Genomic DNA, 16676 nt, shown 5'->3' with positions numbered 1-16676 from the left:
TCGGAGGTTCGCATGGGCCGTCGTTTTGCCCTCGCATTCAGCCTGCTCGGCTGTGCCTTTTCCCTCTCTTCCCCATCCGTCATGGCGGTGGAGCGTATCGTCAGCATAGGCCCGGCCACCACGGAACTCATCCTGGCACTGGGAGGCGAGCAGAGCCTGGTCGCCACCGATGTCAGCAGTCCGGAGCCCAGAGGCGTGCCCAAGGTCGGCTATCACCGCGCCCTCGCCGCCGAAGGGATCCTGAGCCTCTCTCCGACCCTGGTGGTCGGCAGCGACGAGATGGGCCCGAACAGCACGCTTGATCAGTTGCGCCGTGCCAACGTCAAGGTCGAGGTCATGGCCACAGCCCCTACGCTGGCCAACCTCAACGAGCGTATCGACACCCTGGCCCATCTCCTGGGTGACCAGGCGGCAGGGAGCAAGCTCAAGGAGGAAATTGCCGCCCAAAGCGACACCCTGGCGGCGCAGGCGAAGCAGAACAAGCCCCTCAAGGTCGCCTTCCTGCTGCTGCACAAGGGTCAACCCACCAGCATCGCTGGCGGCAACACCACCGCCAGCGCCCTCGTCACCCTGGCGGGCGGCGTCAATCCGGTGGCTGGGCTCCACGACTACAAGCCCGTCTCCACCGAATCCCTCATCGAGCTGCAACCTGATCTGGTGCTGGTGAGCGGCCGCGACTGGCAGCAGTATCAGGATCCCGACGCCGTCCTGAGCCAGGTGCCGGCCCTGTCAGCCACCCCTGCAGGCAAGAATAAAGCCATCCACGCCATCGACGGACATGCCCTGCAAGGGGGCCTCAGCCTTCGTTCCCTGCAACAGGCGAACCAGATCGCCCAGTGGATCAAGCAGGGTTCCTGATGCGCCTGCCTCTGCCCTGGCTGCTCGCCCTGACCGGCTGCGCGCTGGCGTTGCTGCTGATCGGGTCCCTCGCGACCGGCCCCATGTCCCTCTCCCTTGGCGAGAGCCTGCGCGCCCTGTTTGCCGGACCCCAGAGCGGGATTGAGGCTCACAAGTTATTGATCGTGCAGGAGATCCGTCTGCCACGAACCCTGCTCTGCATCGCCGTGGGGGGCATTCTCGGCCTCTGCGGCGCCGTCATGCAGGGACTGTTTCGCAACCCCCTGGCAGACCCCGGCATCATAGGGGTGTCGGGTGGGGCGGCACTCGGCGCGGCCCTGGCCATCGTGCTGCTCGCCCCGTTGGGCTCGCACCTGCAGAGCCTGCTCGGCCTGGGGTTGCTGCCCCTGCTCGCCTTTCTCGGCGGAGCCCTCACCACCACCCTCGTCTATCTGCTGGGTACCCGGGAAGGGGGCACCTCGGTCACCGTGATGCTGCTGGCCGGGGTGGCCATCACGGCGCTCTCCGGTGCCGTCATCGGACTGCTCACCTATCTCGCGGACGATCAGATGCTGCGCAACTTGAGCCTGTGGCAGATGGGCTCCCTGGCGGCAGGCAAGCCGGTCGATGTGACACTGGCGCTGCTGACCCTGGCCGCTTTGCTGCTGCTGTTCATGCGCGATGCCAATCCCCTCAACGCCCTGCTGCTGGGAGAGGGAGAGGCACGGCACCTGGGGGTGAACGTGCAGACGCTGAAGCGTCGCCTCATCCTGCTCACCGCTGCCGGTGTCGGCGTGGCGGTGGCCGTGGCGGGCATGATCGGCTTTGTCGGCCTGGTGGTTCCCCATCTGGTACGGCTGCTGGCCGGTCCCAACCATGTCCGCCTGTTGCCGCTGTCTGCCCTGCTGGGGGCTGGCCTGTTGCTGGGGGCCGACATGCTGGCGCGTACCCTGCTCGCACCGGCCGAGCTGCCGGTCGGCATCATCACCGCCCTGCTGGGTGCCCCCTTCTTCATCTGGCTCTTGGTCAAGAGCCGCCGAACCCTGTAACAGGAGATCGCCACCTTGCCCGGATCCCCCTCCCCCCTGCTCAGTTGCCGGGGCCTTCGCCTCAGTCGTGGCAACCGGCTTATCCTGGACAGCCTGGATCTCGACCTGCATGCCGGCAGCCTGACCGCCCTGCTCGGCCCCAACGGGGCGGGCAAAAGCTCACTGCTCAAGTGCCTGACCGGCGAGCTGGAACATGAAGGGGAGATCCACCTGTTCGGCCAGACCCGCAGGGGGTGGGCCGACAACGCTCTGGCCCACCGGGTCGGTGTGCTGCCGCAAAGCTCCTCCTTGAGCTTCCCCTTCCTGTGCGAAGAGGTGGTGGCCATGGGCCGGCTGCCCCACAGCGAGCCTGCCAGCCGGCGCGACGAGATAGTCCGCGCCGCCATGACCCACGCCGGGGTCGACCATCTGGCGAACCGCCTCTATCCCGGCCTTTCAGGCGGGGAGCGTCAACGGGTGCAGTTCGCCCGGGTGCTGGCCCAGATCTGGCAGGCACCGGAGGAACCGCAGCAAGCGCGGCTGCTGCTGCTGGACGAGCCCACCTCGGCGCTGGATCTCAAATACCAGCACCAGTTGCTCGCCATGGCCCGGGCGCTGGCCGGCCGCAACACCGCCGTGCTGGTGGTGTTGCACGATCTCAATCTGGCAGCCCGCTACGCCGATAGGCTGGTGATGCTGGAGCAGGGCAGGCTGATGGCTGACGGCAGCGCAGGCGAGGTGCTGACCCCGGCGCTCATCGCGCGCCTCTACGACTACCCCGCCCAGGTGATCCACCACCCCGAGAGCGGCGTCCCCATGGTGGTGTGACACCCCGGGGCAGATAGCAACAGAGCGCCATCAGGCGCTCTGTCTTTTTGCGGTATCCAGCCCTGGGCTGACCAGCAGGGCAATCCCCACGGGCACATCAGGCTATCTGGTAGCGCCCCGGCTTGTGATTGAGTGTCAACACCAGGTTACAGATGATGGCTGCCACCACGGAAAGCGCCAGCAGCCAGGGGGAGACCACGAAGAAAGAGGCGACGACGATGGCGCAATCCAGCCCCATTTGCAACTTGCCTGCCCGCACACCCCATCTGTCCTGAATGAAGAGCGCCAGGATGTTGAAGCCCCCCAGGCTCGCCTTGTGGCGGAACATGATGAGCAGCCCCATGCCGATCAGGGTGCCGCCTATCAATGCTGCATAGACGGGTTCGATCTTGCCGATTTGCAGCACGGCGTTGAGGTGATCCGTCATGAAGGAGACGGTGGCCACGGCGGCAAAGGTATTGAGGGTGAAGCGCGGCCCCAGTCTGAGCCAGGCCAGGGCATAGAAAGGCAGGTTCATGGCGAAGAACAGCAGGCCGAAGCTGATGCCGGTCACCTGTTGCAGCAGCAGCGCCAGGCCGGCGGTGCCACCGGTGAGCAGGCCGACCTGATGGAACAGGAAGATGCCGAGGGAAACGAAGCCTGCTGCGGTCAGCAAGGCGAGCACATCCTCATACAGTGGATGCGCAGAGCGTGAAGTGTTGTCCATAACCAGGTATCCAGTCGCGAAGCAAGAGAGTGTTGGCCGCCCATCGGGCGGAGCGAGCCCCGTGAACCGGGGCTTCGTTATGCCGACAGTCTCCATTTTGAGTGAGATGGATCACAAGTCCCGTCCTTCACGCGCCAAAATGGTGCGCGTCATCCAGGCGTTACAATCCTTGCACCAAAATGTCCCACGCTCACCGCCGGCATGATGCTGAAAAACCTGAAACGGGGCGCTGCCCCCGCACCCGAATCGTTCTAGAATGAGTCGCTTGTCACTGCCAGCGGAACAACAGCGGATGAGAGTCACCGTATTCGGAATAGGTTATGTCGGGTTGGTTCAGGCCGCCGTACTGGCGGAGATGGGTCACAAGGTGATCTGTGTGGATGTGGATGCCGACAAGGTCGCGGCCCTGAAAGCGGGACACATTCCCCTCTTCGAGCCCGGCCTCGCCCCTCTGGTGCTGCGCAATCATCAGGCCGGCCGCCTGATCTTCACTACAGACCCGGCACGGGCGGTGGAGTTTGCCGAGCTTATCTTCATCGCGGTCGGAACGCCGCCGGACGAGGACGGATCCGCCGACCTCCATCAGGTAATGACGGTGGCGGACACCATAGGCCGCCTGATGCAAGGGGGCAAGGTGGTGGTCAACAAGAGCACTGTCCCTGTCGGCACCGCCAGCCGGGTACGGCGACACATTGCGGAGCGCCTCGCCGACCGTGGTCTCGATCTTCCGCTCGACGTGGTCTCCAACCCCGAATTTCTCAAGGAGGGCGCCGCCGTCGCCGACTGCCTGCGGCCGGATCGCATCATCATCGGCACCGACTCCGATCACGCCTTCTCCCTGCTGGAGGAGCTCTACGCCCCCTTCAACCGCAAGCGAGACCGCCTCCTGCGGATGGATGCACGCAGCGCCGAACTGACCAAGTACGCCGCCAACGCCATGCTGGCGACCCGCATCTCCTTCATGAACGAGATGGCCACCCTGGCCGAAGCCCTGGGCGCCGACATCGAGGAAGTGCGCAAGGGCATTGGTGCCGATCCGCGCATCGGCCACCACTTCATCTACCCGGGCTGCGGTTATGGCGGATCCTGCTTCCCCAAGGATGTCAGGGCGCTGATCCACACCGCGAAGGAGGCGGGGTGCGAGACCCCCCTGCTGCGCTCGGTGGAGCAGGTCAACGAGGCGCAGAAGCACAGGCTCATGACCCGGCTGCACCACCATTTTGGTGCCAGTCTGTCGGGGCGCACCTTCGCGTTATGGGGACTCGCCTTCAAACCCAATACCGACGACATGCGCGAAGCCCCGAGCAGGGTGCTGATGGAGGCGATCTGGGCGGCAGGAGGCCAGGTGCAGGCATTCGACCCCGAGGCCATGACCGAGGCCGCCCGCCTCTATGGCCAGCGGGCAGATTTGATCCTGTGCGACACCCAGGAAGCCGCCCTTCAGGGGGCTGATGCCCTGCTCGTCTGCACAGAGTGGCAACAGTTCCGCGCACCGGATTTCGACCTGCTTCGCCAGACCCTGAAGCAGGCCATCATCTTCGACGGCCGCAACCTCTATGATCCGGCCCGTCTGCGCCAGCGCGGTTTCACCTACTATGCCATCGGCCGTGGCGATAGCCTGACCCATCAGGAGGAGCGATGAAGTACCTCATCACCGGCGCCGCCGGGTTTATCGGATTTCATGTGGCGCGCAGGCTCTGTGGCGACGGCCATCAGGTGGTGGGGATAGACAACCTCAACGACTACTACGCGGTGAGTCTCAAGGAGGCGCGCCTCGCCCTGCTCACGCCTCTGCCCGGCTTTCGCTTCGAACGCACCGATCTCGCGGACCGCGCGGCCATGGCTTCGCTCTTTGCCCGCGAGCAGTTTGACCGGGTGATCCATCTGGGGGCCCAGGCCGGGGTGCGCTACTCCCTGGACAACCCCTTCGCCTATGCCGACAGCAACCTCACCGGCCACCTCACCGTGCTGGAGGGGTGTCGCCAGACCCGGGTGCAGCACCTGATCTATGCCTCCTCCAGCTCGGTCTACGGGCTGAACGAACAGATGCCGTTCAAGCCGTCCCATGGGGCGAATCATCCCGTCTCTCTCTATGCGGCGAGCAAGAAGGCGGGAGAGCTGATGGCCCACTCCTACTCCCATCTCTACGGTCTGCCCACCACCGGGCTGCGCTTTTTCACCGTCTACGGCCCCTGGGGTCGGCCCGACATGGCCCTGTTCAAGTTCGTGCACGCCATCCTGAACGGCGACCCCATCGACCTCTACAACCAGGGCCAGCTCAGCCGGGATTTCACCCATGTCGACGACATCGTCGAGGGGATATTGCGCATCTCAGACATCCCCCCTGCGGGCGATGCCCACTGGCAGGGGGCCCCGGACGCCAGCCCGGCCCCCTATCGCCTCTTCAACATCGGCAACGGCAGCCCGGTCAGGCTGCTGGACTTCGTGGATGCCATCGAGGCGGCCCTCGGCAAACGGGCCATCCGCAACATGCTGCCCATGCAGCCCGGCGACGTGCTCGCCACCTGGGCCGACACCCGCTCGTTGTTTGACGCCACGGGCTATCGCCCCCGTGTCGGGCTCAAGGAAGGGGTTGACGGCTTTGTCCGCTGGTATCGGGACTACTACCGGGTCTGAGCCAGGCGAGGTGGCAGGGTCGCCTGGCTCAGACCCTGCGCTCAGGATGAAGGGGTATAGCTGAAGGGCACCATGGTGGGGGAGAGCCCACGACAGGCGGGTTTGAGTGCGTGCGGGCCTGCCAGCAGCCAGTCGGTACGGTGACGGTTGCCGAGGTTTTCCATCTTCGCGGGGTCAAAACACCTCACCATCAGGTCGGCGCTCCCCAGTACCCAGCGCCCGGGGGCAGCCTCTATCCAGGCGGCAGCTTCCCGGGCCTGCTCCCCGTCTCCCATCAGATAAGGGTAATGTTTCACTGGTTGCAGGCTAAACAGCAGATGCTGCTCCTTGAAGCCCGCCAGCAGCAGTTCATCCCCCGCGGGCACCCTCTGCGCCGCCAATGCCATGACTCCCTGAGGGGTTCGCACCTCGTTGAGGCGCACGCTTATCCAGCAGGAGTAGATCAGCCACCCCACCGCCAGGGAGCAGAGAATGGCGGTCAGTGGCGCCCGGCGAAGCCAGGCATTGATCAGCAGCAAGGATCCCCCCAGCACCAGCAGGGGAAGCCAGGGATCCGGCCCCAGTTCCCCCAGACGGCTGGCCACTCTGTCGCTACATGCCAGCACCAGAGCCCCCACCAGCCCTACCCCTCCCAGCAACCAGCCGAGCCCGGCCAGTAGTCGCCCCGGCCAGACCCGGACCAGCAGGGTGCCGATGAAGGGTGCGGTCAGGAGCGCCAGGGCGGGCGTACCGGGCGTGATGTAGACGCCCCGCTTGCCTGGCGAGCAGGAGAAAAACAGCACCACCAGCATCAGATAACCCAGCAGCAGCAGGATACGCCTGTCCTGCGCCCGAATGGCGCGCCGCCAGGCCACCACCAGCCAGGGCAGCAGCAGGGAGAGCGGCAGCCAGAACGGCGGGATCACCGAGGTAAGGTAGTACCAGAAGGGTTTGACGTGGTGCCAGGCGCTGGTATAACGAGTCACCGTCTGGCGCAGCAATATGTTGTCTCTGTAGGCCAGCAGGAGGGGATCCCCGCTTCGGGTCACGGCCTCCAGCATGGGGACCAGCCAGAGGCTCATCGCCAGGGCCATGGCCAGCGGCCCGAGCAGGGCCTTCAGCCAGGCTGACAAAGGCGCGGCGCGGATTTGTGCCCTGTGGGTCCAGAGCGCGGGAAGCAGCACCAGCAGGGCCAGTACTCCCACCCCCTTGGTGATGACACCAAGCCCCGCGGCAAACCAGCCGAGCCAGTACCAGCGCCACCCTCCCTCGCAGAGCAGGAAGCGCAGAAAACCATAGAGACCGAGGGTGATGAAGGCCGTCGCCAGGGCATCGATCTGCGCCGTCTTGGCCTGCAGGGTGAACTGGACGGTGAACAACAGCAACAGCCCGGCCATAAAGCCGACCGCTGGGTTCCATAACCGACGCCCCAGGTCCCACACAAGCAAGATGGTCAGCAACCCCGCCAGCAGGGAAGGCAGCAGAAAGGCCACCTTGATGGAGCCAGTCAACACATAACCGATCGCGATCCCCCACATAAACAGCGGCGGCTTGTCCGGATAGAGCTCCCCGCCGCGCATGGGGAAGAGCCACTGGCCACTCTCCACCATCTCCTTGGCGATCAGGGCAAAGCGCGGCTCGTCCGCCGGCCAGGGGTCCCGCAGACCCAGCCCGGCCCCCAGCACCACCAGCGCGATCAGCAGCAACCAGCCAAGGGACGTCTGATTGAGCAGGGTGCGATCACTCACCATGACGAGCCTCCCCGGTCACTCCCTTGTCACGCCGCCAGCCCCGATGCTGGATATCGAGATAGAGGCTGTAGAGCGCGGTGAAGGTGGGGAAGAGGTTTTGCAGCACGCCGACGGAGTCCTGCTTGGGAGAGAAGGTGAAGTAGCTGAGCGTCATCAGGCTGCCGAGCACGCTCATGTACCAGAACAGGCGCGGGATGACGGGTCGCCCCGCCCGCCTGGACGCCAGAAACTGCACCAGCCAGCGTCCGCCGAACATCAGCGCCCCCGTGTAGCCGATCAGCTTCCAGCCGGTGACGTGCACCCCGGTCCAGTCCAGCCAGTCGATGGGGGCAGACAGCCAGGCGTCCATCACTCCAGCATCTCCCGGATTTCAACCACCTTGGAGCGGCGCTGCAACCACCAGACCCCGACCACGTCCACCAGCCCGACCCAGAGCCGGTTCCAGACCCCGTATTTGGAGATGCCCGCCTGGCGTGGCCTGTGGTTGACCGGCCAGGGCGCCATGCGCCCCCCTTGAGCCTGGATCAGCGCGGGGATGTAGCGGTGCATGTGATTGAAGGCAGGCAGTTTCAGATACCAGTCGCGACGCACGACCTTGAGCCCGCAGCCGGTATCCGGAATGCCGTCGCGCAGCAGCAGGTCGCGAAAGCCGTTGGCCAGCGTTGAAGAGAGACGTTTGACCCAGTCGTCGCGGCGGTTGACCCTGTGGCCGATGAGGCCCACCTGGTATGGATCGCTCTGGTAGCGGCGCATCGCCTCCTCCAGCATGGCGGGGATGTCGGCGGGATCGTTCTGACCATCGCCGTCGAGTACCACCAGCCAGTCGCCACGCCCGTGGCGCACCCCGCTCAGCACCGCCATGCTCTGGCCCACGGCATGGACATGGCACAGCACCCTCAGCCTGGTGAAACGCGTCTGCAAATCGCGCAGCACCACATGACTTCCGTCCACACTGCCATCGTCCACATAGATAAGTTCGTACTCGAACCTGCCCCCAAGGGCGGCATCTATTTCGCCGACGAGCGGGGCCAGATTGTCCCGCTCATCCTTGGCAGGCACCACGACAGAGATATCGACCGATTCGACCATATGCACATCCTGCCCTCATCCGAGGCGCTATCGATTCACCCGGCAGACCCGACGACATTGCATCGATGGCCTGGCTGACATCATGCAAATACAAGGCGTTAGAAAACAACTGTGTCAGCATATTGAACCTCAATTAACAAATCTGTCAAAGCAGTCACTGACCCGGGAGCCATACCGCTTCTCCCCTGCACCAAAAGTTCCATACCGTTTTCATCTCTGTTGCTCACCCACATAACCAGATGTTCCATCTGCTGGCTGGCGTCCCTCCCCGGATCGGGCCTATATGTTGCGGATACCAAAGACGAGGTTTCCATGAAAAAACGACTCTGGGGCTGGGGACTCCTGATACTGCTGGCCACCACTTCCCACGCAGATCCCTTTCGCCAGGCCCCCAAGGCCATGAGCGCACTGCGCCAGGGCGCCGCCATGGAACAGGGCAATCCGAGGCAGGCCATCGCCCACTACTGCACCGCCGCCAACCTTGGCAACCCGGAAGCCTATTACCGCATCGGCCGCCTGCTGGCCCGCGGCCCCCAGGGGATCCGCAATGCCCGCAGCGCCAACGCCTACCTGGCCATGGCCATGCGCCTTGGCAACCAGCAGGCCGCCCGTTACTACAACGAGCGGGTCGGCAATGCCCCCCTGGGTACCTGCGGCATCGGAGGCGGTGGCGGAGCCCCCTGGGTGCGCCCCAGTACCCCCTTCGATCAGGAGCGCTACCTGGCCAGACAGTCACAGGCCAAGCAAAAGCTGGCCGTCATGATCCGCCAGGCCGCCCAGCGTCACAAAGTGGACCCCCAGCTCGCCCTGGCCATCGCCATCGCCGAATCCAATCTGAACAGCACCGCCGTCTCCCCCAAGCAGGCACAGGGCGTCATGCAGCTCATTCCCGAAACCCAGGCTCGCTTCGGCGTGACTCGGCCGTTCGATGCCCAGCAGAACATCCGTGGTGCCATGATCTACCTGAAGTGGCTGGAGAAGCAGTTCGGTCCGGACTGGGTGAGGATCAGCGCCGCCTACAACGCCGGGGAGCAGGCCGTGCTGCGCCACGGCGGTGTGCCGCCCTATCAGGAAACCCAGGAGTATGTGCAGCGGGTGCTCTACTACTCGGGGCAGGATCCTGACAAACCGGCCCGCCGCAGCTCACCGCGCTGAGCTTGCCCGGTTGCCCCTCTTCCCTCGCGCCTGTCGGCCGTCCCGGCCTGCGGCGCCCGGCTTTGCCGCCCCTCTCCCATTGGTTTACAATCGACGGGTTTTTTGGAACCGGGTTGACGGCCCGTCGACCCGGCCCCACCACGACATCAGTTTGTTAATGCCAAGACATTAAACTGCTGAAAGGAAGAGAATTAGCCAATGGCTCAATTTATTTACACCATGAACAGGGTTGGCAAGGTCGTGCCGCCCAAGCGTCATATTCTCAAGAACATCTCCCTCTCCTTCTTCCCGGGGGCCAAGATAGGCGTGCTGGGTCTGAACGGCGCCGGGAAATCGACCCTGCTGCGCATCATGGCGGGCATCGACACCGAGATCGAAGGGGAAGCCCGTCCGCAGCCCGGCATCAAGATCGGCTACCTGCCCCAGGAGCCGAAGCTGGATCCGGAGCAGACCGTGCGCGAAGCGGTGGAAGAGGCAGTCGGCGAGGTGAAACGCGCCATGGCGCGCCTGGACGAGGTCTATGCGGCCTACGCGGATCCGGATGCGGATTTTGACAAGCTGGCCCGCGAGCAGGGCGAGCTGGAAGCCATCATCGCCGCCCAGGGCGGTCACAACATGGAGAACCAGCTGGAGCGTGCGGCCGACGCCCTGCGCCTGCCGGCCTGGGATGCCCAGATCAAGCACCTCTCCGGGGGTGAGCGCCGCCGGGTAGCCCTGTGCCGCCTGCTGCTGGAAAAACCGGACATGCTGCTGCTGGACGAGCCGACCAACCACCTGGATGCGGAATCCGTGGCCTGGCTGGAGCGCTTCCTGCACGACTACGAAGGCACCGTCGTGGCCATCACCCACGACCGCTACTTCCTCGACAACGTGGCGGGCTGGATCCTGGAGCTGGACCGCGGCGAAGGCATCCCCTGGGAGGGCAACTACTCCTCCTGGCTGGAGCAAAAAGATGCCCGTCTGGCCCAGGAAGCGAGTTCCGAAGCCGCCCGTCGCAAGTCCATCGAGAAGGAACTGGAGTGGGTTCGTCAGAACCCGAAAGGCCGTCAGGCCAAATCCAAGGCTCGTATGGCTCGCTTCGAAGAGCTCAACACCAACGACTACCAGAAGCGCAACGAGACCAACGAGCTGTTCATTCCGCCCGGACCGCGCCTGGGCGACAAGGTGGTGGAGGTGGCCAACCTCTGCAAGTCCTATGGCGACCGCCAGCTGATCGACGATCTCTCCTTCTCCATTCCGAAGGGTGCCATCGTCGGCATCATCGGTCCGAACGGTGCCGGTAAATCGACCCTGTTCCGCATGATGTCGGGTCAGGAACAACCGGATTCCGGTTCCATCACCCTGGGTGACACCGTGGTGCTGGCCTCCGTGGATCAGTTCCGCGACAGCATGAACGACAAGAAGACGGTGTTCGAGGAAGTCGCCGACGGCCAGGACATCCTGCGCATCGGCAACTACGAGTTCCCGAGCCGCGCCTACATCGGCCGCTTCAACTTCAAGGGTTCCGACCAGCAGAAGCGGGTCGGCGAGCTCTCCGGTGGTGAACGTGGCCGTCTGCACCTGGCCAAGCTGCTGCAGACCGGCGGCAACGTGCTGCTGCTGGATGAACCGACCAACGATCTGGACATCGAAACCCTGCGCGCCCTCGAGAACGCCCTGCTGGAGTTCCCGGGTTGCGCCATGGTCATCTCCCACGACCGCTGGTTCCTCGACCGCATCGCCACCCACATTCTGGACTACCAGGACGAGGGCAAGATCGAGTTCTTTGAAGGCAACTTCACCGAATACGAAGAGTGGAAGAAGAAGACCTACGGTGCCGAGGCTATCCAGCCGCGCCGCGCCAAGTACAAGCGCATTGCCAAGTAAGGCGAGGCAACAGCCGCGCCGCCAGGCATGACGTCACAAGGGGAGCCGGGGCTCCCCTTTTTTGCCTCTTCTGACTTACAATCTCCACCTATTCCCCAGCGATAGCGACCCATGACCCAAGCCTCCACCACCAGACTCACCATCCAGATCCGGCTCGAACCCGGCTGCCTGGGGCCGGATGGCAAGCAGCACATCGATACCTTCTGCGCGGCCGCCAATCGGATCCTCGCCGCCATCGAACCTCGACGGGTGCACTGGGTGCTGCTGCCCCGCCATGACAAGCAACTGGCCGAGCAGGCCTACTTCCTTGATGGCCGCCCCTTGAGTGAAACCCAGGCCACCCTGCTGCTGCAACGCATGGGGTTGGCCCTCGATCCCTTGCTGGAGCAGAGCGATGCCGTGCTGAGCCAGCTTATCGAACGCTACCAGAAAAACCGTTGATCCCGATGTGGAAACGGGGCTCTATTGGTCCCCTTTCTCCTGCCTCCGGGAGAAAACGTTTGAATTTTTACTCTATTCATTGATCCGCCTCGCACATCCGGGGTTTGTAAACCTGGCCGCCTGTGTGAAAATGTGCGCGCTGTCACGGTATCAGGACGAGTCTGGTCACTTCACCGCCAGAATCAGGGTCCGTCGCCCCGCATGGATGGGCCGGGCCCCCTGCTGCCTATTTCACGTCACCCATTGGAATCCAACATGAATCAACCACATCACGCTACCGGGCAGACCGCCAGCCCGGCTGCCGGGCAGGGATTGCTCGAGCGCCTGTTTGCCCTGCGCGGTCATGGCACCACGGCCCGCACCGAGGTGATCGCCGGCATCACCACCTTCCTGACCATGGTCTACATCGTCTTCGTCAACCCGCAGATCCTCTCTGCGGCAGGCATGGACACCCAGGCCGTGTTCGTTACCACCTGCCTCATCGCCGGCATCGGCAGCATCCTGATGGGTCTGCTGGCCAACCTGCCCATCGCCCTGGCTCCCGCCATGGGCCTCAACGCCTTCTTCGCCTTCGTGGTGGTGGCCGGCATGGGCTACTCCTGGCAAGTGGGCATGGGCACCATCTTCTGGGGTGCGCTGGGCCTGCTGATCCTGACCCTGCTGCGGGTACGCTACTGGCTCATCGCCAACATTCCCCTGACACTTCGGGTCGGCATCACCGCCGGCATCGGTCTGCTCATCGCCCTGCTGGGCCTGCACAATGCCGGCATCGTGGTCGCGAGCCCCGCCACCATGGTGACCGTGGGCAACCTCACCTCCCTGCCCTGCCTGCTGGGGCTGCTCGGCTTCTTCCTCATCTGCATCTTCTCCGCCCGCGGCGTCCACTCCGCCGTGCTCATCGCCATCGTGGTGACCACCACCCTGGGCTGGCTGTTCGGCGACGTCACCTTCAAGGGCTTCGTCTCCGTGCCGCCGAGCATTGCACCAGTCTTCGGCCAGCTGGACCTGATGGGATCGCTGGACATCAGCCTCGCCGGGATCATCTTCTCCTTCATGCTGGTCAACCTGTTCGACTCTTCCGGCACCCTGATCGGCGTGACCAACCGCGCCAAGCTGGCCGATGACAAGGGGCACTTCCCGCGCATGAAGCAGGCCCTGGTGGTGGACAGCGTCAGCTCCGTCGGCGGCGCCTTCATGGGGACCTCGTCCGTGACGGCCTACATCGAGAGCAGCTCCGGCGTCGCCGTCGGCGGTCGCACCGGCCTGACCGCCATCGTGGTGGGCATCCTGTTCCTGCTGGCCATCTTCTTCTCTCCGGTCGCCGCCATGGTACCGGCGTATGCCGCAGCGGGGGCTCTCATCTACGTGGGCGTGCTGATGTGCTCCGAGCTGACCCGGGTAAAGTGGGAAGACCTGACCGAAGCGGTGCCGGCCTTCATGACCGCGGTGATGATGCCGTTCAGCTTCTCCATCACCGAGGGGATCGCCGTGGGCTTCATCTCCTACTGCGTGATGAAGGCGGGCACCGGCCGCTGGCGCGAGATCAACCCCTGCGTGCTGGTGGTAGCCCTGCTCTTCGTCCTCAAGTTTGTCTGGGTCGATGCCCACTGATTTTTCTTCCATGAAAAGAAAACCAGACTCTGAAAACAAAAATGCCCGTCATCGACGGGCATTTTTTTATGGCGGGCTCAGGGCTCAGCGAATACCGCGGGCCTCACGGATCCACTCCCAGGCCTGCTGGATCTCCTGGGTCTTCTCCTTGGCCATCTCCATCATCTCGGGGGGCAATCCCTTGGCGGCCAGCTTGTCAGGGTGATGCTTGCTCATCTCCTTGCGATAGGCACGCTTGATCTCCTGATCGCTGTCGCTCTCGTTCACCCCAAGCAACTGATAGGCATCCTTGAGGCGATCCCGGGAGGGGGGCTCCTGGCGGTATTGCTGCCCCTGGCCACTGCCCTGCTGTTGCTGGCGGTGGAAGAAGTTCATCTGGGCCTCGGCCATGGCCAGAATGCGGGCAAGCTCGATGCGACTGAACCCCAGCTCGTCGGCGATGGTTTGTAGGATGGCCCGCTCGCTCGCCTCCACCTGACCGTCGGCGAAGGCGGCCTGCAGCTGGACCTCGAGGAAGAAGCGCAGGATGTCGCGCTGCCCCAGGCTCGCCTGGCGAAACTCCGCCAGGGTCTCGCGCAGGGGGAAGTCCGCCTCCTTGCCAAGGCGGAACGACTCCTGAGCCCGTACCCGCTGCTCTCCGGCCAGCCGCATCCTGTCCATCAGGTTGGAGGCGACCCGTATTTCGTGCTCGGTGACCTGGCCGCTCGCCTTGGCGATGTGGCCCATGACGGCGAAGGTGGCATGGAAAAAGACGGCCTGCTGCTGCTGGCTGGGCGCCCGCTGGAAGGCCCCGCGGATCCCCATGCCCCGATCGAAGCGATGGCCGATCCACAGGCCCAGCAGGGCACCGAAGATGTTGCCGAGCAGAAAACCGAAGAAGGTGCCAAGCACCTTGCCCCAAATACGCATGGTTCAAGACCTCGTGATGTTAATGGGTGCCGGCGAGCAGTTGCTCGTCCAGCTCGCGCAGCCGATCCACTGTGCCGATGTCGCGCCACTCGCCTGCCAGCAGGCTGCCACCCACCCGTCCCTGCGCCATCCAGTCGCGCAGCAGGGGGGCCAGCTTGCGCGCCCCGCAGGGCAAGCCGGCAAAGGCGGCGGGGTGATAGAGGCCGACACCGCTGAAGGTGAGGGCCGGGGTGTCCAGCACCCGACCCGCTTGCAGGGAGAAGTCCCCTTGCGGGTGCTGGGGAGGGTTGGGCACCAGCCAGAGGTGGGCGAGATCCTCCCCAAGCGGCTGGTTCACCAGAGCGCGATAATCCAGGTCGAGCCAGGTATCGCCGTTGATCACCAGAAAGGGTTCGCTGCCCAGCAGGGGCAGCGCCTGCACGATGCCGCCGGCGGTCTCAAGCGCGCTCTCTTCGGCCGACCAGTGGATGGATACCCCGAGCGCACTGCCATCGCCGAGGGCCGCCACCAGCTTGTGTCCGAGCCAGGCGTGGTTGATGACAAGTGTGGTCACGCCGGCTGCCTTGAGTTTTTCGATATGGTGCACGATGAGCGGCTTGCCCCCCGCCGCCAGCAGCGGCTTGGGCAGCAGATCGGTGAGCGGACGCATCCGCTCGCCGCGCCCGGCGGCCAGGATCATCGCCTTCATGGTGTCACCCCGGTGCGCGCCAATCCGGGCAGCACCACCTGCTCCAGCCACTGGCCGAAGCGGGCCAGCACCGGATAGGCGGCGCCATGGCTGCGACAGACATCGACCACATAGCCCAGGGTGCGGGGAATGTCCTTGAGGTAGCCGGCCTTGCCATCGCGGTGATAGAGGCGGGTGAAGAGACCCGCCGCCTTGAGATGGCGCTGCATGCCGGTGAGATCGGCTGCGCGACGAAACGCGGCATAGTCCAGATTGCCGAGCAGGCCGGCCCCTTGCAGGGTGTCGAAGCCAAGTCGCATGCACTGCTCGATCACCGCGTCCGGCCAGCGCACGTAGCAATCTTTGAGCAGGGAAACCAGGTCATAGCTCAGCGGCCCGATGACCATGTCCTGGAAGTCGATAAGGGCGAGGTCGCTCTCCTTCGGGTTCATCCCGCCGCACACCATCAGGTTGCGGCTGTGGAAATCCCGGTGCATCACTCCTTGTGGTTGGGCCAGGTTGCTCGCCGTGAGGCAGGCGAAGGTCTCCGCCAGCAACTGCTGCTCTTCATCGCTCAGGGTCAGTTGCAGGTGATGTCCCAGCAACCACTCGGGGAAGATGGCATTTTCGCGGGCCATGAAGGCCTCATCGAAGGGCTCGAGCTCGAGCGCCACGGTGCCGAGCCTTGGCAGCAGGGCGATGGCCTTGCCATACCAGGCCAGTACGCTCGCTTCGTTCAGGCAGCCGATAAGCTGGGTATCCCCCAGGTCCGTCACCGCCAGCAATCCCTGCTCGTAGTCGACCCCCTTTACCTCGGGGGCCAGCAGCCCCGCATCGTGCAGGGCGGCCGCATTGCGAACGAATTCATGATTTTTTTCGGTTTTCGGATTAGCATCCACCCACACCAGACCGCCGCCCCGGAAGTAGCGGCGGAAACTGGCGTCACCGGAAATAAGCGTCAACGAGAGGTTGGCGTCACCGGAAATCCGGCGAGCCCATTGCAAAAGCAGGGAAGCGCGATCGTGCATGAGTCGGGAACCAAATTGGAAAGCAGCACTTGGCTGTTAGCCCTGGCCGCAATAATGCTTTATCATTGCCGGCTAACATAAAGCAATGACATGCAATGTCAACTCGATGGATCCTGACATAAAATGCATGCCCTGAATCCACCG

The 16676-nt window shown here is 64.2% G+C and carries 16 protein-coding genes; 9 read left to right on the top strand and 7 right to left on the bottom strand.

Annotated elements, in window-relative coordinates; translation table 11 throughout:
* Window positions 1–12: 12 nt before the first annotated feature.
* From AB5Y59_RS13555 to AB5Y59_RS13545, 3 genes are read left to right on the top strand one after another with little or no spacing between them, the layout of a single operon-like run.
* The gene (locus tag AB5Y59_RS13555; protein WP_266140096.1) at window positions 13–858 is read left to right on the top strand and encodes a hemin ABC transporter substrate-binding protein; all 846 of its coding nucleotides are present in this window, start codon (window positions 13–15) and stop codon (window positions 856–858) included.
* Window positions 855–1886, top strand: coding sequence for an iron ABC transporter permease (locus AB5Y59_RS13550; RefSeq protein ID WP_266140133.1), 1032 nt, complete (start codon window positions 855–857; stop codon window positions 1884–1886). Before AB5Y59_RS13555 ends, AB5Y59_RS13550 begins: the two co-directional genes overlap by 4 nt.
* A 15-nt stretch (window positions 1887–1901) precedes the next feature.
* Window positions 1902–2693 (top strand): heme ABC transporter ATP-binding protein, encoded by a 792-nt coding sequence (locus AB5Y59_RS13545; RefSeq protein WP_042016790.1) that lies wholly within the window; start codon window positions 1902–1904, stop codon window positions 2691–2693.
* 97 nt (window positions 2694–2790) lie between these two features.
* On the opposite strand, the gene AB5Y59_RS13540 is transcribed toward AB5Y59_RS13545, so the two are convergent.
* On the bottom strand, window positions 2791–3399 hold the full coding sequence (locus tag AB5Y59_RS13540; RefSeq protein ID WP_124243950.1) for a YitT family protein: 609 nt from the start codon (window positions 3397–3399) through the stop codon (window positions 2791–2793).
* Between the two features lie 292 nt (window positions 3400–3691).
* Here AB5Y59_RS13540 and AB5Y59_RS13535 point away from each other — a divergent pair, with 292 nt between their 5' ends.
* Window positions 3692–5041 (top strand): UDP-glucose/GDP-mannose dehydrogenase family protein, encoded by a 1350-nt coding sequence (locus tag AB5Y59_RS13535; protein WP_261999092.1) that lies wholly within the window; start codon window positions 3692–3694, stop codon window positions 5039–5041.
* Window positions 5038–6036 (top strand): NAD-dependent epimerase, encoded by a 999-nt coding sequence (locus AB5Y59_RS13530; RefSeq protein WP_266140095.1) that lies wholly within the window; start codon window positions 5038–5040, stop codon window positions 6034–6036. Before AB5Y59_RS13535 ends, AB5Y59_RS13530 begins: the two co-directional genes overlap by 4 nt.
* A gap of 41 nt (window positions 6037–6077) precedes the next feature.
* Here the strand turns inward: AB5Y59_RS13530 and AB5Y59_RS13525 are convergent, their stop codons facing one another.
* From AB5Y59_RS13525 to AB5Y59_RS13515, 3 genes are read right to left on the bottom strand one after another with little or no spacing between them, the layout of a single operon-like run.
* A complete protein-coding gene (locus AB5Y59_RS13525) occupies window positions 6078–7766 on the bottom strand; it encodes a glycosyltransferase family 39 protein (protein WP_263309111.1) in 1689 nt (562 codons plus the stop codon).
* Window positions 7756–8115 carry a lipid-A-disaccharide synthase N-terminal domain-containing protein gene (locus AB5Y59_RS13520; protein WP_045523761.1) on the bottom strand — a complete coding sequence of 120 codons (360 nt, stop codon included), beginning with the start codon at window positions 8113–8115 and terminating at the stop codon, window positions 7756–7758. The genes AB5Y59_RS13525 and AB5Y59_RS13520 overlap by 11 nt, the downstream gene beginning before the upstream one ends.
* A complete protein-coding gene (locus AB5Y59_RS13515) occupies window positions 8115–8855 on the bottom strand; it encodes a glycosyltransferase family 2 protein (RefSeq protein WP_103244355.1) in 741 nt (246 codons plus the stop codon). The genes AB5Y59_RS13520 and AB5Y59_RS13515 overlap by 1 nt, the downstream gene beginning before the upstream one ends.
* A 312-nt stretch (window positions 8856–9167) precedes the next feature.
* Between AB5Y59_RS13515 and AB5Y59_RS13510 the strand changes: the two genes are divergently transcribed.
* The 4 genes from AB5Y59_RS13510 (at window position 9168) to AB5Y59_RS13495 (ending at window position 13928) form a co-directional block, all read left to right on the top strand.
* Window positions 9168–10010 carry a lytic transglycosylase domain-containing protein gene (locus tag AB5Y59_RS13510; protein WP_010673217.1) on the top strand — a complete coding sequence of 281 codons (843 nt, stop codon included), beginning with the start codon at window positions 9168–9170 and terminating at the stop codon, window positions 10008–10010.
* A gap of 198 nt (window positions 10011–10208) precedes the next feature.
* Window positions 10209–11876 (top strand): energy-dependent translational throttle protein EttA, encoded by a 1668-nt coding sequence (ettA, locus tag AB5Y59_RS13505; protein ID WP_069651826.1) that lies wholly within the window; start codon window positions 10209–10211, stop codon window positions 11874–11876.
* A 111-nt stretch (window positions 11877–11987) separates the two neighbouring features.
* Window positions 11988–12317: a hypothetical protein gene (locus tag AB5Y59_RS13500; protein ID WP_039040029.1), complete on the top strand. Its 330-nt coding sequence runs from the start codon at window positions 11988–11990 to the stop codon at window positions 12315–12317.
* Window positions 12318–12572: 255 nt separating this feature from the next.
* Window positions 12573–13928 carry an NCS2 family permease gene (locus tag AB5Y59_RS13495; protein WP_045523766.1) on the top strand — a complete coding sequence of 452 codons (1356 nt, stop codon included), beginning with the start codon at window positions 12573–12575 and terminating at the stop codon, window positions 13926–13928.
* 84 nt (window positions 13929–14012) lie between these two features.
* Here AB5Y59_RS13495 and djlA read toward each other — a convergent pair whose 3' ends face one another.
* The 3 genes from djlA to AB5Y59_RS13480 are packed head-to-tail and all read right to left on the bottom strand — an operon-like array spanning window position 14013 to window position 16532.
* On the bottom strand, window positions 14013–14837 hold the full coding sequence (gene djlA / locus AB5Y59_RS13490) for a co-chaperone DjlA (RefSeq protein WP_319892043.1): 825 nt from the start codon (window positions 14835–14837) through the stop codon (window positions 14013–14015).
* A 19-nt stretch (window positions 14838–14856) separates the two neighbouring features.
* On the bottom strand, window positions 14857–15525 hold the full coding sequence (gene murU, locus AB5Y59_RS13485; protein ID WP_336577868.1) for an N-acetylmuramate alpha-1-phosphate uridylyltransferase MurU: 669 nt from the start codon (window positions 15523–15525) through the stop codon (window positions 14857–14859).
* Window positions 15522–16532: a phosphotransferase gene (locus tag AB5Y59_RS13480; RefSeq protein ID WP_319907632.1), complete on the bottom strand. Its 1011-nt coding sequence runs from the start codon at window positions 16530–16532 to the stop codon at window positions 15522–15524. The genes murU and AB5Y59_RS13480 overlap by 4 nt, the downstream gene beginning before the upstream one ends.
* Window positions 16533–16676: the final 144 nt, after the last annotated feature.

Source organism: Aeromonas sp. s10, assembly GCF_040907975.1.
In the GTDB taxonomy this organism is placed as follows: domain Bacteria; phylum Pseudomonadota; class Gammaproteobacteria; order Enterobacterales; family Aeromonadaceae; genus Aeromonas; species Aeromonas caviae.
The sequence above is the reverse complement of the archived record's forward strand: the minus strand, read 5'-3'. Positions and strand labels throughout refer to the sequence as shown.